This window comes from Streptomyces sp. NPDC096310 (genome assembly GCF_044763125.1).
Taxonomy (GTDB): Bacteria; Actinomycetota; Actinomycetes; order Streptomycetales; family Streptomycetaceae; genus Streptomyces.
Genome location: NZ_JBIWFO010000048.1, coordinates 1 through 17,307, shown reverse-complemented (window position 1 = coordinate 17,307; position 17,307 = coordinate 1). Strand labels below are relative to the sequence as shown.

Below are 17,307 nucleotides of genomic sequence, written 5' to 3'. Positions count from 1 at the left end.
GATCCGAAAACCGATCACCCTCAACTACCTTCAACTGTCCGGGCCTTGGCACACCAACTCAACGAGCCAGCACCACCAAAGTCACCAGTATTGCGTCTAGATGCGCGAAAGCCGCTTCAGCAGCAGAGCGGACGCGACCGGTCTCGCGCCCGCCTTCGCCACGCCGTCCGCCACCTCACGGTCGGTGGAGGCCACCACCACGGGACGCCCCGGCGGCTCCGCCCTGACGAGCTGACGGATCAACTCGTCGGCCGTCACCCCCGGCTTGGAGAAGAGCACCCGCACCCCGCGCGGCGGCGCGAGCAGCACCGGCGCGACCAGTTCCGCGCCGTCGAAGACACAGGTCATCTCGGCGCCCGTCTGCGCGGCCAGCATCGCCAGCCCGCCCAGCAGCCGCAGCCGCTGCTTCTCCAGCGGCATCGTGGGATAGCCGGTCTTGGTCACGTTGTAGCCGTCGACGATCAGATGTGCCTGCGGAAGGGCGAGAAGCTGATCAAGCAGCGCCGGATCCATCTCGGACAGCGCCCGCGCCGCCACATCCTTGGGCGACATCCGGCCGGGCTCCACCGCGTCGACCAAGTCGGCGGGCCGGCTGGCGGCCGGCGGCAGCGCCAGCTCACGCCGCAGCCCCTGGGCCGACTCCAGCACCGTGTCCAGCAGCAGCCGCAGCCGCATGTCCTCGACCGAACGGCCCTCACGGGCGGCCCGGCGGCTCGACTCGACCGTCGACTCCGCCTCCGCGAGCCGCGCCCTGATCCGCCGGGTCTCGCTCTCCGCCGCCGACACCTGGGCGGCGCTCTCCGCCCGGAGGCCCTCGGTCTCCGCGTGCGCACGGCGCAGAGCGGCCTCGCCGCGCTTCACATCGCTCAGCGCGCTGCGCAGCTTGCGCTGGAGCGCCTCGGCCTCCTTGCGCGCCGCGTCCAGCTCCGTACGCAGCCGCTCCGTCTCGCTCTTGGTCAGCGACCGGGCGGCGGCCAGTTCCTCGCGCAGCCGCTCCAGCTCCCGCCGGGCCTCCTCGTCCGCCCGCTCGGCGTCGGCGCGCTGCGCCTCCTCGCCGGCGGCGGCGACCAGTTTCACCCATCCGGGGGGCCTGAGCACATACGCGGCGGCGGCCACATCGACGGGATCGGCGGCCGCGGGCGGCGATCCGGACTCCAGGGCGGCGGCCAGCTCCGGCTGGGCCTGGCTGATCCGCTCGCCGATCCGCTGCCGGAAGAGCGGGTCGCTCTCCAGCGCGGCGGCCATCGCGTTCCCCGCGAACTTCGCACGCCTGTTCGGAGCGAAGCGCGCGTACTGCCGGAGCTGCGTGGGCAGCTCCGTGACGGTCAGCCCGCCGAAGGCGTCCGAGACGAGCGCCACGACCCGGCGCCGTACCCCGTCGGGGAGCGGTCGGTCGAGCGTCTCCGCGGCGTCACCGCCGGCCGCACCGGCCGGCTCAGCGCCACTCGCGGGCTGCTCCACGATCCGTCACCCCATCCACCCCTTACGGGCGGCTCCCTCAGGAACCGGCACCCGGCCTGTCCACCAGCTCGATCTGATCCACGGCGTTGCACCAACGGCAGCGCACCGACTCGATGGTCTCACTGACCACCTCACGCTCCTCGACCTTCGGCTCCCCCGCCAGGTCCAGATGGACGTACTCGACGACCTTGGACGAGCGCGTCACATCGAACCGGGTCAGATTGCCGCACAAGGTGCAGCGCCACCGGGTGGAGGCCGTGGGCTGCGGAACCGTCGGAGTTGCTGCCATCGTGCCGTCCTCTTTTCGTCGTCCCTATGCGGTGCCCCGCGGTGCGGCGTCGAACCGCGGATGGCACCCGGCAACCCTACGGCCTCACGGCTGCCCCGCGACGCGGCGAGGCGATCTGCACCATGAGGTACCGGTACGCCATGCTCTGTCCGTGAGCAAAAGGCGTACGACGTGCGGAGCGCCCCTGGTGACCTATGGGCTGATCGGCCTCTGCTGTCTGGTCTTCCTCCTCAGCCCGCTCTCGGGATTCACTCCCGCGTACGGGAGAGGAGACGCGCTGCGGGCCGCGCAGAGCGCCTATTTCGAACGGTGGGGCGTCATCCCGAGCGAGCTGACAGGCGCCGATCCGCACGCCCTGCTCACCCCGCTCACCGCGCTCTTCGTGCACGGGAGCTGGCTGCACCTGCTGGGGAACATGCTCTTCCTGCATGTCTTCGGCGCGATGACCGAGGAGCGGATGGGCCGCGCCGCGTTCCTGCTCTTCTACCTCGCCACCGGCGCCCTCGCCCTCGTGGTGTACGCGCTCGCGAACGCCTCCTCCGCGCAGACCCTGGTCGGGGCGTCGGGCGCGATCTCCGGAGTGCTCGGCGCGTTCCTCCGCCTCTTCCCCCGGGCGCGGGTCACCAGCCTCTACCCGTTCCTCTTCTTCCTGCCGCTGCGCTTCCCCGCCTGGATCGTGCTGCTCTTCTGGTTCGTACTCCAGTGGGTGGCCGCGCATGGCGCCGGAGCCGGCCCCGGCATCGCCTATCTCGCGCACCTCGTGGGGTTCGGCGCGGGCTTTCTCCTCGCCTGGGGACGGTACCGGCGTACCGCTAGAGTGAAGGTCCAGCCGGCGGCCACCGAGGGAGAACGTCAACCGTGATCACCGCGATCGTGCTCATCAAGACCAGCGTGGACCGGATCCCCGAGATCGCGGAGTCGATCGCGGCGCTGGACAGCGTCAGCGAGGTCTTCTCGGTGACCGGGACGTACGACCTGATCGCCATGGTCCGGGTCGCCAAGCACGACGATCTGGCCGAGGTGATCCCCGGCCGGATCAGCAAGATCGCGGGCGTCGAGGGCACGGACACGCACGTCGCGTTCCGTACGTACTCCCAGCACGACTTGGAGGCGGCCTTCGCGATCGGACTCGACGCGTAGGACCTCTCGTGTGGACCTACGCGCCGGCGCCGTCCCGGTCCGGGACGCAGCGGCCGTCCTCCGTGCGGTAGTTCCACCGCGCGCCGTCGCTCACCAGCTCCCGCACCGCCCGTACGAAGCGCTCCACGTGCTCGTCCGGCGTCCCCGCGCCGAAGCTGACCCGGATCGCGTTGAGCGAGCGCTCGCCCGGCTCGGCCTCCGGGGCGCCGCACTCCCCCGGGTCCTGCGGGTCGCTGCCCAGCAGGGTCCTGACCAGCGGGTGGGCGCAGAACAGACCGTCCCGTACGCCGATGCCGTACTCGGCGGAGAGCGCGGCGGCGAAGTGCGAGCTGTTCCACCCCTCGACCACGAAGGACAGGACGCCCACCCGGGCCGCCTCGTCGCCGAAGAGCGAGAGCACCTTGACCTCGGGCACCGCCGCCAGACCGGCGCGCACCTCGGCGACCAGCCGCTGTTCCCGGGCCGCCAGGGTGTCGAAGCCCGCCTCGGTGAGCGCCTTGCAGGCGGCGGCGATCGCGTAGACACCGATGACGTTGGGCGAACCGGCCTCGTGCCGGGCGGCCGTGGTGTGCCAGTCGACATCCACCCCGCCGTCCGCGCGGCGCGCCACCTTGCGGCTGGCGCCGCCGCCCGCGAGATACGGCTCGGCGGCCTGGAGCCAGTCGGCGCGGCCCGCGAGCACCCCGGAACCGAACGGCGCGTACAGCTTGTGGCCGGAGAAGGCGATCCAGTCGACGTCAAGATCCGTGATGTCCACCGCGTGGTGCGGTACGAGCTGCGCGGCGTCCAGGACGATCCGGGCGCCGTGGGCGTGCGCGGCGGCGGCCAACTCCCGTACGGGCCACAGCTCACCGGTCACATTGGACGCGCCGGTCACACAGACCAGCGCCGGGTCCCGCGGATCGCGCGAGGCGAGCGCGCGCTCCAGGGTGGCGACCGCCTCGTCCGTCGTGCGCGGGGCGTTGAGGTAGGTGACATGCGCGTCGCGCCAGGGCAGCAGGGAGGCGTGGTGCTCGGTCTCGAAGACGAAGACCTGGCAGCCGGCGGGCAGGGCGGCGGCCAGCAGGTTGAGCGAGTCGGTGGTCGAGCGGGTGAAGACGACCTGGTCACCGGTGCGGCAGCCGAGGAAGTCGGCGACCGTGCGGCGGCTGTTCTCGAAGAGGTCCGTGGAGAGCTGCGACAGGTAGCCGGCGCCGCGGTGGACACTGCCGTAGTACGGGGCGTACGCGGCGACGTCGTCCCACACCCGCTGGAGGGCCGGGGCGCTGGCCGCGTAGTCGAGCGCCGCGTACGTCACCTCGCCGCCGGTGACGAGAGGGACGGTCACATCGGCGCCGAGCACCGGGAGCGGCGCTCCGCAGGCGGGGTCGTCGGCAACGGCGGTGGTGGCGGAGGCGTTCGGGCGTGCGGACATGGCGTTGTCTCCCGGCGAGAAAAAGTCGGAACGGCTTCAAGGCCCGCACGGCTCCACGACTCCATGACGGAGCGGCGCCACGTGCGGGGGATGCCTCGACGCACGGAACGGGCCGTGCGGAGGTGTGTTGAAGAAGGGGCGTGAGAGTCCGGAAGGACTCTGAAGCCCTAACGCATTCGCTTGCTCACGAGACTGCTCCCTTGAGGACCAGGACCCCAAAGGTGGCAAGGGGTCCGCGCTTGCCGCGGACCTCGCTGCCCACGGCCTGGTCTTCACCCGGGGCACCCCGCCACGGACGGAGGGTTGCCGGACAGCGAGCCGGGGCCTTAATCGCTGTCACTCATGACCTTGGCCGAAAGTATGGCACAGGGGATCGGACCGCCCAAGTCGCTGTCCGCGATACGGGACAGGCACCGGTGGCCGCCACATATACGAGAGGGCCGGGACAGGTGTCCCGGCCCCGTCGCATGTTCGCGTGTGGGTCAGAGGTGGCTCGCCGCCACCCAGCGGGCCAGCGCGTCCCGCGCCGCGCCCGAGTCGATCGCCTCCGCGGCCCGCGCGATCCCCGCCACGAGCTGGGTCTCCAGCGCGTCCCCGGTCGGGTCCAGCGCCACCAGCGCCGCCGCCGCGTTGAGCAGCACCGCCTCCCGTACGGGGCCGCCCTGGCCCGCCAGCAGCCGGCGGGCGACATCGGCGTTGTACGAGGCGTCCGCGCCCCGCAGCGCCTCCACCGGGACCAGTTCCAGGCCGACGTCGCGCGGGTCGAAGGGCTGCTCGGTCACCTTGCCCTCGCGTACGGACCACACCCGCGAGGTCGCGGTGGTGGTCAGCTCGTCGAGCCCGTCGTCGCCGCGGAAGACCAGCGCCGAGTTGCCACGGTCGGCGAGCACCCCGGCGACGATGGGCGCCATCCGGGCGTCCGCCACGCCCACGGCCTGGGACCTGACCCTGGCCGGGTTGGTGAGCGGGCCGAGGATGTTGAACGTGGTCTGCGCGCCCAGCTCCTTGCGCGCCCTGGCCGCGTACCGCAGCGCCGGGTGGAACTTGACCGCGAAGCAGAACGTGATGCCCGCCTCCTCCGCGACCTCCACGACCCGTCGCGGCGTCAGCTCCAGATTGACGCCGAGCTTCTCCAGTACGTCGGAGGCGCCGCTCGCGGAGGACGAGGCGCGGTTGCCGTGCTTGACGACCTTGGCGCCTGTGCCCGCCACGACGATCGCCGACATGGTGGAGATGTTGACGGTCTTGGCGAGGTCGCCGCCGGTGCCGACGATGTCGACCGTACGGCCGGGCACCTCGATGGTGTTGGCGTGCGCGTACATCGCGCGGACCAGCCCGGAGACCTCCTCGACGGTCTCGCCCTTCGCCCGCAGCGCGACGGCGAACCCGGCGATCTGCGCGTCGGTGGCCTCCCCGCTCATGATGCGGTCCATGGCCCACGCGGTGTCGTCGGTGCCCAGGTTCTCGCCGCGCAGCAGGGGGTTGAGTACGCCGGGCCAGGTGCGGGCCGCCACGGTGTCGCCTCCGACGGGGGTAACAGCGCTCATGCTCGCTCCTGGGTTGGTCTGGGACGGCTGCGTGGGCTGCGTACGGCGAAGACGGCGTACGGCCCGGCCGCAAGCCTATCGGCGTACGCCGGGCCCGGTGGAGAGGTGCCCGTACTGCGGACGCGGGGAGCGGCGCGCCTCTCCACCGCGCCCGGGGATACGCCGAGGGCCCCGGCCGGCTCCCTGGGGAGACCGGGCCGGGGCCCTCGGTGGTGGCGACCTGTGTCAGGCCGGGCGATCAGTGGTGGCCGTGGCCGCTGGTGATCTCCTTGTACTCCTCCGCGGTGGGCTTGGGAAGCTGGTTGTTCTCGCCGTAGTAGCCCTTGCTCAGCTTGACCCGGAGCCGCTCGACCGGCGACGTCTTACGGCGTACACCGTTCTCGTCGACCTCGGGGCCGAGCTCGGCGGGACGGTACTGCTCGTGCGCGGTCAGCTTGTGCAGGTCGCCCTGGTCCAGCGGGGTGTGGACCTCGACGAACTCACCGTGCGGCAGCCGCTTGATGACACCGGACTCGCGTCCGTGCAGCACCTTCTCGGCATCGCGTCGCTGGAGGCCGAGGCAGATCCGCTTGGTGACGACGAAGGCGATGACCGGTCCGACGAAGAAGGCGATCCGGACGAACCAGGTGATCGCGTTGATCGACAGATGGAAGTGCGTCGCCCACAGGTCGTTCCCGCCACCGACCAGCAGGATGAAGTACCAGGTCAGCCAGGCCACACCGAACGCCGTACGGGTCGGTACGTTGCGCGGGCGGTCCAGGAGGTGGTGCTCGCGCTTGTCACCGGTGACCCAGGACTCGACGAACGGGTAGACCGCGATCGCGACCAGGACCAGCGGGAAGATGATCAGCGGGATGAAGACACCCAGGACAAGGGTGTGTCCCCATACGTTGATCTCCCAGCCGGGCATCACACGGATGAGACCTTCGGAGAAGCCCATGTACCAGTCGGGCTGGGCGCCGGTGGAGACCTGGTCGGGCCGGTACGGGCCGAGGGCCCAGATCGGGTTGATCGTGGCGATGGCCGAGACGATCGTGATGACACCGAAGACCAGGAAGAAGAAGCCTCCGGCCTTGGCCATGTAGACCGGCAGGAAGGGCATGCCGACGACGTTGGTGTTCGTCTTGCCGGGGCCCGCGAACTGCGTGTGCTTGTGGTAGAAGACCAGGATCAGGTGGGCCACGACCAGGCCCAGCATGATGCCGGGCAGCAGCAGGATGTGGACCGAGTAGAAGCGGGCCACGAAGTCACCGCCGGGGAACTCGCCGCCGAACAGGAACATCGACAGGTACGTTCCGACGATCGGCACCGAGAGGACCGCGCCCTGCATGAACCGCACACCGGTACCGGAGAGCAGGTCGTCCGGGAGCGAGTAGCCGGTGAACCCGGTGAACATGCCCAGGACGAAGAGCAGGAAGCCGAACAGCCAGTTGACCTCGCGCGGCTTGCGGAAGGCGCCCGTGAAGAAGACGCGCATCATGTGCACCATCATGGCGGCGAGGAAGATCAGCGCCGCCCAGTGGTGGATCTGCCGGATGAGCAGACCGCCGCGGACGTCGAAGCTGATGTCCAGCGTGGAGGCGAACGCCTCCGACATCATCACGCCCTGGAGCGGGACGTAACCGCCGTGGTACTCCACCTCGTTCATCGACGGGTGGAAGAACAGCGTCAGATACACACCCGTGAGGATGATGATGATGAAGCTGTAGAGGCAGATCTCCCCGAGCATGAAGGACCAGTGGTCCGGGAAGATCTTGCGCATGTTGGCCTTGGCCAGGCCGTAGATGCCCAGCCGGCCGTCGGCCCAGTCGGCGACCCGCTCACCCGCGGGCGCTTTGCGGGCCTTGTCGTCCGTCGTGGCAGTGGTCGTGGTACTCATCCGCGCTCCCAGAAGGCAGGGCCGACGGGCTCGGCGAAGTCGCCGAGGGCTTCAAGGTTGCCCTCCGCGTTCACGCCGATCCGCAGCTGCGGCAGGGCGTGACCGGCGGGCCCGAAGATGACGCGCGCGCCGTCGGAGAGGTCGAAGGTGGACTGGTGGCACGGGCAGAGCACGTGGTGCGTCTGCTGCTCGTACAGGCTGATCGGGCAACCGACGTGGGTGCAGATCTTCGAGAACGCCACGATCCCCTGGTGGGACCAGTCCAGCTCGCGCGGGTCCTTGATCTCGTCCGGCTGGATCCGGACGATCATCAGGGCGGCCTTGGCGATCTCCTTCTGGAACTCCTCGCTGTGCTGGTCCAGGCCCTCGGGCATGGCGAACGTCAGCGAGCCCGTGATGACGTCCTCGGGACGCAGCGGCTCCATGGTGTTCATGTTGATGAGCTGCTTGCCCTTGGCCCACAGCGTCGTGCGGAGCTTCTTCTCGGGCAGCGGACCGAGGTCGCGCAGCAGCACGACACCGGAGAGCGGTACGAGCGCCAGCGCGCCGAACATCGTGTTGCGGATCAGCTTGCGCCGTCCGAAGCCCGACTCGGCCGCGCCGTCGGCGAAGTCCGCCAGGACCTTCGCCTTGACCTCCGGCGGCGCCTCGATCGGATGCCGGTCGTCGGCGACCTCCACGTCCGACATCAGCGTGCGGGCCCAGTGGACCGCGCCGGCGCCGAGGGCGAACAGGGCGACGCCGAGGGTCACACCCAGCGAGAAGTGCAGGATGCTGACGTGCCCGAACGGGAAGATGAAGACGCTCTTGTCGACCGGGAAGGCGACGAAGGAGGCGATGAACGCCACCGTCGCCAGCATCGACAGCAGGAACAGGCCTGCGACGGTGCGCTCGGACCGCTTGGCCGCCCGCTCGTCGATGTCCTGGATCCGCGGTTTGTGGGCCGGCAGCCCCGGATCCGCGAAGGGATCGTCGGCGCGCTCCACCTCGCCGTGCGGGGCGTCGTGCCCGCTCGGCAGGTTCTCGTCTACTGAATTCTCTTGGCTACTCATGACTTCTTGGCCTTAGCGGTGTGGGCCGCGACCCAGACGGCAACGGCGATCAATGCGCCCAGTCCGAAGATCCAGGCGAACAGGCCCTCACTGACGGGGCCGAGGCCGCCGAGGGAGAGGCCGCCGGGGCTGACGGTCTCATCCCCGTTCACCGCCTTGACGTACGCGATGATGTCCTTCTTCTGCTGCTCCGGCATCGTGGAGTCGGGGAAGGAAGGCATGTTCTGCGGGCCGGTCTGCATGGCCTCGTAGATGTGCTTCGGATCCACGCCCTCAAGGCTCGGTGCGGTCTTACCGTGTGTCAGCGCACCACCCTCACCGGTGAAGTTGTGGCACTGGGTGCAGTTGGTACGGAACAGATCGCCGCCCTTGCCGATGTCGGCACCGTCGGGGCTGTACTGCTTCTCGGTCGGCGTGATCGGACCGGCGCCGAGGGACGCGACGTACGCGGCGAGCTGGTCGATCTGCTTCTGGTCGTAGATGACCTTCTTCTTCGGTACCTGCGCGCCGGGCTGCTGGGCCGGCATCCGGCCGGTGCCGACCTGGAAGTCCACGGCGGCGGAGCCGACGCCGACCAGGCTCGGGCCGTCGGAGGAACCCTGACCGCCGGTCCCGTGGCAGCTTGCGCAGCCGACCGAGTAGAGCTTCTTGCCCTCCTCGATGGCCAGGGACTGGGCGGTATCTTCAGCCTGCGCCTCGCTCGCGGGCGCGAACGCGGCGTACAGCCCCCCTGTGACCGCCAGCGCGAAGAGTAGGACGACGACCGCCGCCAGCGGATGGCGTCGTCGTGCGGAGAGCTTTTTCACGGATTACCCCGGTGTCAGGATCTTCTGCGTCGGTGCTTCTGGACTGTGTGCGTAGGGCGGCGCGCGTCGGGCGCGGCGCCCCGCTACTTGATCAAGTAGATCGTGGCGAAAAGGCCGATCCAGACGACATCGACGAAGTGCCAGTAATAGGACACGACGATGGCGGCGGTTGCCTGCTCGTGGGTGAACCTCTTGGCCGCGTACGTTCTGCCCAGGACGAACAGGAACGCGATCAGCCCCCCCGTCACGTGCAGACCGTGGAAGCCGGTGGTCAGGTAGAACACCGAGCCGTACGGGTCGGAGGAGAGCGAGATGCCGTCCTTCTTGACCAGCTCGGTGTACTCGAGGACCTGGCCGCCGATGAAGATCGCACCCATCACGAACGTGATCACGAACCACGCGCGGAGCTTCTTCACGTCACCGCGCTCGGCGGCGAAGACGCCGAGCTGACAGGTGAGGGAGGAGAGCACCAGGATCGTCGTGTTCGCCGTCGAGAACGGGACGTTCAGGGCATGAGCCATTTCCTTCCAGTACTCAGCGCCCATCACCGATCGCAGGGTGAAGTACATCGCGAAGAGGGCCGCGAAGAACATCAGCTCGGAACTCAGCCAAATGATGGTTCCGACACTGGTGAGGTTCGGCCGATTGACCGACGGGTGCGCGTGCCCGGTTTCTACTGTCGTTGCTGTCGCCACGACCGACATTATGTCGGTCGCTTATCCCGCGCTGACTCCCGGGGTGCCGTTCGGTGTGTCCAGGGGCTGTGTCCAGCTCGAACGGACCGGCGAAGGGCTGTCCTTACCCGTGCTGACAGGGTGTCCGACGGAGTACGATCCGCGCATCGGTTCAGGGCCGTGGAGCCCTGGAGCCCCCGCAGACACCGATGTCACGGAGGAACAATGCAGCCGACCGCCACCGTGCTGGTCTACAGCGACGACGCGAACACCCGCGAGCAGGTCAGGCTGGCGGCGGGCCGGCGGCCGGCCGCCGATGTCCCACCGGTCGAGTTCGTGGAGTGCGCCACCCTTCCCGCGGTCATCGAACACCTGGACCGCGGCGGGATCGACGTCTGTGTGCTGGACGGCGAGACGGCCCCCGCGGGCGGTATGGGCGTCTCCCGGCAGATCAAGGACGAGATCTTCCACTGCCCGCCCGTGCTGCTGCTGATCGGCCGCCCGCAGGACGCCTGGCTGGCCACCTGGAGCCGCGCGGACGCCGCGGTGACGCACCCGGTCGAACCGGTCGGCTTCGCGGACGCCCTGGCCTCCCTGCTGCGCTCGCGGCTCTCCGTGGAGGCCTGAGCCGGGCCAGGAGCCCTCCGCGTACCGGACGGCGGGCCCGGGGTCCCGAAGGGCCCCCCGCGACCGCCGTCCGGCCGCCGGCGCCTTCAGCGCCGTGAGCGGGCCGGTCGAGCGTGCCGCTCAGATCGCCGGTCGCAGCCGCGCCGAGTCGGAGGGCGAGCTGCCCTCCCTGAGGCCGGCCTGGAGGACGCTGCCCTTGCGCCAGTCCTTCCAGTCCACGTTCCAGTCGCCGTAGCCGTTGCCGAAGTCCTCCATGTAGTCACCGGCGCTGTTGATGACCTGGACGATGTCGCCCTCGTTGATGGTCTCGAAGAACCACGCGGCGTTGCCGGTGGACATCCCGGTGCAGCCGTGGCTGACGTTGGCCGCGCCCTGGGAGCCCACGGACCACGGGGCGGCGTGCACGTACTCACCGCTCCAGGTCACCCGGGTCGCCCAGTAGACCGGCAGGTCGTACCCCTCGCCGCCGCCGATGCCCACGGTGGAGCCGCGCATCCGTACGAAGTACTCCTTGCCGAGCACGACCTTGATGCCGTTGCGGGTGGAGAAGCCGGGCTTCCCGGTGGTGACCGGGATGCTGTTGATCTCCTCACCGTTGCGGTAGATCGTCATGTAGTGCGCCGAGGCGTCGGTGATCGCCTCGACCCTGTCGCCGATGGTGAGCTTCAGCGGCTTGGTGGCGCCGCCGTACAGCTTGTCCCCGATCTTCACCCCTTCGAGGTTGCTGGTGACGGTGATCTTGCTGTTGGCGGGCCAGTACTCCTTGGGGCGGAAGTGCATCGTCTCGTCGTCCACCCAGTGCCAGGTGCCGCTGTCCGCCGCGGGCGTGGAGCGCACCGTCAGGGAGCGTTCGATGACCGCCCTGGCCTCCTTGGACTTGACGGGCTCGCTGAGGCTGGCGGTGACCGGCTGGCCGACACCGTACGTACCCGCGTCGGGACCGAACTCGACCTCCAGGGTTTTCTTCGCCTTCGCGGTGTCGAAGGTGAGCCGCCGGGAGCCGGGCTTGCCCTCCTCGTTCTCCGTGGCGACCCTGACGGTGTAGCGGGCCCCGGCGGCCAGCGGGGCCGTGGAGTGCCAGCGCATCCCGTCGGCGGTGAGTTCGCCCGCCAGGTAGTGGCCGCCCGCGTCGACGGCCGTGACGTCCGTGATCCGGCCGTCACGGTTCTTGGAGATCACTTCGAGCGGCTTGTCGGGGTTCACCTTCTTGCCGCCCGGGGCGACGCTGAACACGATCTGGCCGTCGGCGTCGTACGGCTTGTCGGAGAGCGGGTGCGTGTCGGGGCCACCGCACGCGGTCGCACTCGCCCCGAGGGACACGACCAGTACGGTGCAGCTCAGGATGGCGCGCAAGCGTGGCGTGTGGTTCATGTGCTCACGGTAAGAAGATTCTTCGGCCTCAGCGCGACGGGTGATGCAAACGGGGGGCCCGGCCTCTCCTGGTCGGAGAGGCCGGGCCCCCTGTTCATGCCGTACGTGCCTACTGGTTCTGGTTCTCACCGCGGTAGAACTCGAAGACCCAGCCCCACAGGCCGACCAGGATCAGCGGCAGGGAGAAGTACAGCAGCCACCAGCCGATGGCGATGGCCAGGAAGGCCAGCGCGCCACCGAGGCCGAGCGAGAACGGCTGCCAACTGTGCGGGGCGAAGAACCCGACCTCGCCGGCCTCGTCCGCGACGTCGGCTTCCTTGTTGTCCTGCGCCAGCGCGTCCATCCGCCGGGCCGTGAAGGCCAGGTAGAAGCCGATCATCACGCTCAGGCCGAAGGCCAGGAACAGCGCCGTCGTACCGACCGGCTCCTTCGACCAGACGCCGTACACGACGGCCACGGCCAGGATGAAGACGCTCAGCCAGATGAACATCCTGCCTTGGATCTTCACTTACCGGCCTCCTTGCCGCCGGCGAGGGCGCCGGCCCCGTGGCCCGCGTTCTCAAGCTGGTCGAGCGCGGCGATCTCGGGGTGGTGCAGATCGAACGCGGGGGATTCCGAGCGGATACGCGGAAGCGTGAGGAAGTTGTGTCGCGGCGGCGGGCAGGAAGTCGCCCATTCGAGTGAACGACCGTAGCCCCACGGGTCGTCGACCTCGATCTTCTTGCCGTACTTGGCGGTCTTCCAGACGTTGTAGAAGAACGGCAGTATCGACAGACCGAGGACGAACGAGCTGATCGTGGAAATGGTGTTCAGCGCGGTGAAACCGTCGGACGCGAGATAGTCCGCGTAACGGCGCGGCATGCCCTCGGCGCCCAGCCAGTGCTGGACGAGGAAGGTGCCGTGGAAGCCGATGAACAGCGTCCAGAAAGTGATCTTCCCGAGCCGCTCGTCGAGCATCTTCCCGGTGAACTTCGGCCACCAGAAGTGGAAGCCCGCGAACATCGCGAACACGACCGTCCCGAACACCACGTAGTGGAAGTGCGCCACCACGAAGTACGAGTCCGACACGTGGAAGTCCATGGGCGGGGAGGCGAGGATCACGCCGGTGAGTCCGCCGAAGAGGAACGTCACCAGGAAGCCGACCGTCCACAGCATCGGTGTCTCGAAGGACAGCGAGCCCTTCCACATCGTGCCGATCCAGTTGAAGAACTTCACCCCGGTCGGTACCGCGATGAGGAACGTCATGAACGAGAAGAACGGCAGCAGTACCCCGCCGGTCACGTACATGTGGTGCGCCCACACCGTCACCGACAGACCCGCGATGGAGATCGTCGCCGCCACCAGACCGATGTAACCGAACATCGGCTTCCGCGAGAAGACCGGAATCACTTCCGAGACGATCCCGAAGAACGGCAAGGCGATGATGTACACCTCTGGATGTCCGAAGAACCAGAACAGGTGTTGCCAGAGCAACGCCCCGCCGTTGGCCGCGTCGAACACATGCGCACCGAACTTACGGTCGGCCTCCAGCGCGAAGAGCGCGGCCGCCAGCACCGGGAACGCCAGCAGGACCAGGACACCGGTCAGCAGCACGTTCCACGTGAAGATCGGCATCCGGAACATCGTCATGCCGGGCGCCCGCATGCAGATGATCGTGGTGATGAAGTTGACCGACCCCAGGATCGTCCCGAACCCGGAGAACGCCAGACCCATGATCCACAGGTCCGCGCCGATCCCCGGCGAACGCACGGCGTCCGACAGCGGGGAGTAGGCGAACCACCCGAAGTCCGCCGCGCCCTGCGGAGTGATGAATCCACTCACGGCGATCAGCGAGCCGAAGAGGTACAGCCAGTACGCGAACATGTTCAGCCGCGGGAACGCCACATCCGGCGCGCCGATCTGCAGCGGCATGATCCAGTTCGCGAAGCCCGCGAACAGCGGCGTCGCGAACATCAGCAGCATGACGGTGCCATGCATGGTGAACGCCTGGTTGAACTGCTCGTTCGACATGATCTGCGTACCCGGACGGGCCAGCTCGGCGCGCATGAAGAGCGCCATCACCCCGCCGATGCAGAAGAACGCGAACGACGTGATCAGATACATCGTGCCGATCGTCTTGTGGTCGGTGGTGGTCAACCACCGCACGACCACATTGCCCGGCTGTTTGCGCCGTACCGGCAGCTCGTTCTCGTACGAGTCCTCTGCTGCTGCGGCGGCACCCTGGGGTTCGTTGAGGATGCTCACAGTTTGTTCGTCTCCGCATTCCTGGCCGGATCCGTCTGCGCGATGCCCGACGGGATGTAGCCGTTCTGGCCCTTCTTGGCCAGCTCTTCCAGGTGCTTCTGGTAGCGCTCCGGAGAGACCACCTTGACGTTGAAGAGCATCCGCGAGTGGTCGACACCGCAGAGCTCGGCGCACTTACCGAGGAAGGTGCCCTCCTGGTTCGGGGTGACCTCGAAGGAGTTGGTGTGCCCCGGGATGACGTCCTGCTTCATCAGGAACGGCACCACCCAGAAGGAGTGGATGACGTCACGCGAGGTCAGGATGAACCGGACCTTCTCACCCTTGGGCAGCCACAGCGTCGGACCCGGGTTGTTGGTCTGCGGGTTCCGCGTGCCCGGGACGCCGTAGTCGTAGACGCCCTCCGCACCCTTGGGGAACTCCTTCGTGAACCGGTTGGGGATGGCGTCGAGCTCCTTGGGGATCTCGTTGCCCGTGGCGGCGTTGCCGTCCACGTTCTCGATGTAGTTGAAGCCCCAGCTCCACTGGTAGCCGACCACGTTGACCGTGTGGGCGGGCTTCGCGGAAAGGGTGAGGAGCTTCGACTCGTCCCGTGCGGTGAAGTAGAAGAGCACCGACACGATGATGAGCGGGACCACGGTGTACAGCGCCTCGATGGGCATGTTGTACCGGGTCTGCGGAGGTACCTCCACCTTGGTACGGCTGCGCCGGTGGAAGATGACGCTCCACAGGATCAGGCCCCATACCAGTACGCCCGTGATGAGCGCTGCCGCCCACGAGCCCTGCCAGAGGGAGAGGATCCGGGGAGCCTCCTCCGTCACCGGGGTGGGCATTCCAAGGCGGGGGAAGTCCTTGTATGTGCAACCCGTGGAGGTCGCGAGGATCAGGCCCGCAGTCAGCACCTGCGGCAGCTTCCGCCGCATCGGGCGCCGCGACGAGCGGTCGGAGCCGTTGGGACTCACGTAGCGCCTTCCCGAGAGTCTCGCCCGCGCGACCGGCTGCGGCCGTCTCGTGGTCGGTCGCCGACCCTGACGCGGGCGGGGGGTGTGGATGTTTATGCGGACCAAACCCTACTGGACGCGTTTTCAGGGTGTGCGGGGAGGGTGCCCAACGCGCCGCCCGACTCCCCGAAGGGGTGGGCTGTGCTATTCCGGGGGCCCGGCACGCCTCGAACCGCCGCCCCGGCTCCGCTTCTGACACCCCCTCCGGCGGGGCGTTAGCGTGGCGGCGTGCCCTACTTCGACGCCGCTTCCTCCGCCCCGCTGCACCCCGTGGCCCGGCAGGCCCTTCAGGCCTCCCTGGACGAGGGGTGGGCGGACCCCGCCCGGCTCTACCGCGAGGGGCGGCGAGCCGGACTGCTGCTGGACGCGGCCCGGGAGGCCGCGGCGGAGGCCGTCGGCTGCCGCCCCGACGAACTCGTCTTCACTCCTTCGGGGACACACGCGGTCCACGCCGGGATGTCTGGCGTGTTGTCGGGCCGCCGGCGGGTCGGGCTCGGGGTGACGGTCTCCGCCGTCGAGCACTCCTCGGTGCTCCACGCGGCCGCCGCCCACGAGGCGGCGACCGGCGGCGCCGTGACCGAGGTGCCGGTGGACCGGTACGGGGCGGTGACGCCGGACACGTACGCCGGTGCCCTGCGCGAGGACACGGCGCTGGCCTGTCTCCAGTCCGCCAACCACGAGGTGGGTACGGAACAGCCGGTGGCCGAGGTCGCCGAGGCGTGCCGCAGCCGGGGCGTGCCGCTGCTGGTGGACGCGGCGCAGTCGCTGGGCTGGGGTCCGGTGGAGGGTGCCTGGTCGCTGCTGACGGGGAGCGCCCACAAGTGGGGCGGTCCGGGCGGTGTGGGGCTGCTGGCCGTACGCAAGGGGGTCAGGTTCGCCCCGCGCGGCCCGGCCGACGAACGGGAGTCGGGGCGCTCCCCCGGCTTCCCGAACATCCCGGCGATCGTGGCGGCGGCGGCCTCGCTGCGCGCGGTCCGGGCGGAGGCGGCGGCCGAGGCGGCCAGGCTGCGGGCGCTGGTGGACCGGATCCGCGCGCGGGTGCCCGAGCTGGTGCCCGACGTGGAGGTGGTGGGACATCCGGAGCACCGGCTCCCCCATCTCGTGACGTTCTCCTGTCTCTATGTCGACGGGGAGGCGCTCCTCCACGAGCTGGACCGGGCGGACTTCTCGGTCTCGTCGGGGTCCTCCTGTACGAGCAGCACGCTGACGCCGTCCCATGTGCTGCGCGCGATGGGCGTGTTGTCGGAGGGGAACGTCCGGGTCTCGCTCCCCGCGGGGACGCCGGAGGCGGAGGTGGACCGGTTCCTGGAGGTACTGCCGGGGGTGGTCTCCGGCGTACGGGAGAAGCTGGGGGCGCCGACCGGGTCCGGCGGGCCCGGTGCCGCGGCCGGTGCGGACGAGGCGGGGGGATCGCTGGTGGTGGACGCGCTCGGGCGGCGCTGTCCGATCCCGGTGATCGAGCTGGCCAAGGTCTTCGGCGAGGTGCCCGTGGGCGGGACGGTGACGGTGCTCTCGGACGACGAGGCGGCGCGGCTGGACATCCCGGCGTGGTGCGAGATGCGCGGGCAGGAGTACGTGGGCGAGCGGCCGGCGGACCACGGTGTCGCGTATGTGGTCCGCCGGGTGTCATGACGCCGGGGTGGGCCGGGCCCGGGCCGGGCGGGCCCGGGCCCGGTGTGACCAGGCTCCGTACGGCTGGGCTCTGTACGGCTAGACGCAATACCGGTGACTTTGCTGGTACTGGCTCGTTGAGTTGGTGTGCCAAGGCCGGGACAGTTGAAGGCAGTTGAGAGTGATCGGTTTTC

The 17,307-nt window shown here is 69.2% G+C and carries 16 protein-coding genes and 1 riboswitch; of the genes, 4 read left to right on the top strand and 12 right to left on the bottom strand.

Annotated elements, in window-relative coordinates; all coding sequences use genetic code 11:
- Positions 1-96 precede the first annotated feature (96 nt).
- On the bottom strand, positions 97-1,461 hold the full coding sequence (locus ACIQ7D_RS37005) for an NYN domain-containing protein (RefSeq protein ID WP_403945590.1): 1,365 nt from the start codon (positions 1,459-1,461) through the stop codon (positions 97-99).
- A 37-nt stretch (positions 1,462-1,498) separates the two neighbouring features.
- Positions 1,499-1,750, bottom strand: coding sequence for a hypothetical protein (locus ACIQ7D_RS37000; protein ID WP_329825984.1), 252 nt, complete (start codon positions 1,748-1,750; stop codon positions 1,499-1,501).
- Between the two features lie 151 nt (positions 1,751-1,901).
- Here ACIQ7D_RS37000 and ACIQ7D_RS36995 point away from each other — a divergent pair, with 151 nt between their 5' ends.
- Both ACIQ7D_RS36995 and ACIQ7D_RS36990 read left to right on the top strand, forming a co-directional pair.
- A complete protein-coding gene (locus tag ACIQ7D_RS36995) occupies positions 1,902-2,612 on the top strand; it encodes a rhomboid family intramembrane serine protease (RefSeq protein WP_403945588.1) in 711 nt (236 codons plus the stop codon).
- Positions 2,609-2,890, top strand: coding sequence for an Lrp/AsnC family transcriptional regulator (locus tag ACIQ7D_RS36990; RefSeq protein WP_385006268.1), 282 nt, complete (start codon positions 2,609-2,611; stop codon positions 2,888-2,890). Before ACIQ7D_RS36995 ends, ACIQ7D_RS36990 begins: the two co-directional genes overlap by 4 nt.
- 16 nt (positions 2,891-2,906) lie before the next feature.
- On the opposite strand, the gene ACIQ7D_RS36985 is transcribed toward ACIQ7D_RS36990, so the two are convergent.
- The 6 genes from ACIQ7D_RS36985 to ACIQ7D_RS36960 form a co-directional block, all read right to left on the bottom strand.
- Positions 2,907-4,304, bottom strand: a complete 1,398-nt coding sequence (locus tag ACIQ7D_RS36985) for an aminotransferase class V-fold PLP-dependent enzyme (protein ID WP_403945586.1) — start codon at positions 4,302-4,304, stop codon at positions 2,907-2,909.
- A gap of 230 nt (positions 4,305-4,534) precedes the next feature.
- A riboswitch (SAM riboswitch) is annotated at positions 4,535-4,652 on the bottom strand.
- Between the two features lie 134 nt (positions 4,653-4,786).
- Positions 4,787-5,851 (bottom strand): anthranilate phosphoribosyltransferase, encoded by a 1,065-nt coding sequence (gene trpD / locus ACIQ7D_RS36980; protein WP_403945584.1) that lies wholly within the window; start codon positions 5,849-5,851, stop codon positions 4,787-4,789.
- Positions 5,852-6,089: 238 nt separating this feature from the next.
- Entirely contained in the window at positions 6,090-7,730 is a 1,641-nt protein-coding gene (locus ACIQ7D_RS36975; protein WP_403945582.1) for a cytochrome bc complex cytochrome b subunit, read from the bottom strand.
- Positions 7,727-8,782: a Rieske 2Fe-2S domain-containing protein gene (locus ACIQ7D_RS36970; protein WP_403945579.1), complete on the bottom strand. Its 1,056-nt coding sequence runs from the start codon at positions 8,780-8,782 to the stop codon at positions 7,727-7,729. Before ACIQ7D_RS36970 ends, ACIQ7D_RS36975 begins: the two co-directional genes overlap by 4 nt.
- Positions 8,779-9,588, bottom strand: coding sequence for a c-type cytochrome (locus tag ACIQ7D_RS36965; protein ID WP_403945577.1), 810 nt, complete (start codon positions 9,586-9,588; stop codon positions 8,779-8,781). Before ACIQ7D_RS36965 ends, ACIQ7D_RS36970 begins: the two co-directional genes overlap by 4 nt.
- Before the next feature lie 83 nt (positions 9,589-9,671).
- Positions 9,672-10,292 carry a heme-copper oxidase subunit III gene (locus tag ACIQ7D_RS36960; protein ID WP_329825977.1) on the bottom strand — a complete coding sequence of 207 codons (621 nt, stop codon included), beginning with the start codon at positions 10,290-10,292 and terminating at the stop codon, positions 9,672-9,674.
- Between the two features lie 195 nt (positions 10,293-10,487).
- On the opposite strand from ACIQ7D_RS36960, the gene ACIQ7D_RS36955 reads away from it, so the two are divergent.
- Positions 10,488-10,889: a hypothetical protein gene (locus ACIQ7D_RS36955; protein WP_403945575.1), complete on the top strand. Its 402-nt coding sequence runs from the start codon at positions 10,488-10,490 to the stop codon at positions 10,887-10,889.
- A gap of 120 nt (positions 10,890-11,009) precedes the next feature.
- Here ACIQ7D_RS36955 and ACIQ7D_RS36950 read toward each other — a convergent pair whose 3' ends face one another.
- The 4 genes from ACIQ7D_RS36950 to coxB all read right to left on the bottom strand — a co-directional run bounded on the left by ACIQ7D_RS36950 (position 11,010) and on the right by coxB (position 15,463).
- Positions 11,010-12,260 carry an Ig-like domain-containing protein gene (locus tag ACIQ7D_RS36950; protein ID WP_403945572.1) on the bottom strand — a complete coding sequence of 417 codons (1,251 nt, stop codon included), beginning with the start codon at positions 12,258-12,260 and terminating at the stop codon, positions 11,010-11,012.
- Between the two features lie 109 nt (positions 12,261-12,369).
- Complete coding sequence (locus tag ACIQ7D_RS36945) at positions 12,370-12,768, bottom strand: cytochrome c oxidase subunit 4 (protein ID WP_403945570.1); 399 nt, start codon at positions 12,766-12,768, stop codon at positions 12,370-12,372.
- Complete coding sequence (ctaD, locus tag ACIQ7D_RS36940) at positions 12,765-14,504, bottom strand: cytochrome c oxidase subunit I (protein WP_403945568.1); 1,740 nt, start codon at positions 14,502-14,504, stop codon at positions 12,765-12,767. The genes ACIQ7D_RS36945 and ctaD overlap by 4 nt, the downstream gene beginning before the upstream one ends.
- Positions 14,501-15,463, bottom strand: coding sequence for a cytochrome c oxidase subunit II (gene coxB / locus ACIQ7D_RS36935; RefSeq protein WP_403945566.1), 963 nt, complete (start codon positions 15,461-15,463; stop codon positions 14,501-14,503). The genes ctaD and coxB overlap by 4 nt, the downstream gene beginning before the upstream one ends.
- 267 nt (positions 15,464-15,730) lie before the next feature.
- Here coxB and ACIQ7D_RS36930 point away from each other — a divergent pair, with 267 nt between their 5' ends.
- Entirely contained in the window at positions 15,731-17,134 is a 1,404-nt protein-coding gene (locus tag ACIQ7D_RS36930; protein ID WP_403945564.1) for a cysteine desulfurase/sulfurtransferase TusA family protein, read from the top strand.
- Positions 17,135-17,307: the final 173 nt, after the last annotated feature.

Bases quoted from the DNA above. Each gene is read 5' to 3' on its own strand.
- ACIQ7D_RS37000 (WP_329825984.1), bottom strand. From the start codon at position 1,750: ATGGCAGCAACTCCGACGGTTCCGCAGCCCACGGCCTCCACCCGGTGG.
- ACIQ7D_RS36985 (WP_403945586.1), bottom strand. From the start codon at position 4,304: ATGTCCGCACGCCCGAACGCCTCCGCCACCACCGCCGTTGCCGACGAC.
- trpD (WP_403945584.1), bottom strand. From the start codon at position 5,851: ATGAGCGCTGTTACCCCCGTCGGAGGCGACACCGTGGCGGCCCGCACC.
- ACIQ7D_RS36975 (WP_403945582.1), bottom strand. From the start codon at position 7,730: ATGAGTACCACGACCACTGCCACGACGGACGACAAGGCCCGCAAAGCG.
- ACIQ7D_RS36970 (WP_403945579.1), bottom strand. From the start codon at position 8,782: ATGAGTAGCCAAGAGAATTCAGTAGACGAGAACCTGCCGAGCGGGCAC.
- ACIQ7D_RS36960 (WP_329825977.1), bottom strand. From the start codon at position 10,292: ATGTCGGTCGTGGCGACAGCAACGACAGTAGAAACCGGGCACGCGCAC.
- ACIQ7D_RS36955 (WP_403945575.1), top strand. From the start codon at position 10,488: ATGCAGCCGACCGCCACCGTGCTGGTCTACAGCGACGACGCGAACACC.
- ACIQ7D_RS36950 (WP_403945572.1), bottom strand. From the start codon at position 12,260: ATGAACCACACGCCACGCTTGCGCGCCATCCTGAGCTGCACCGTACTG.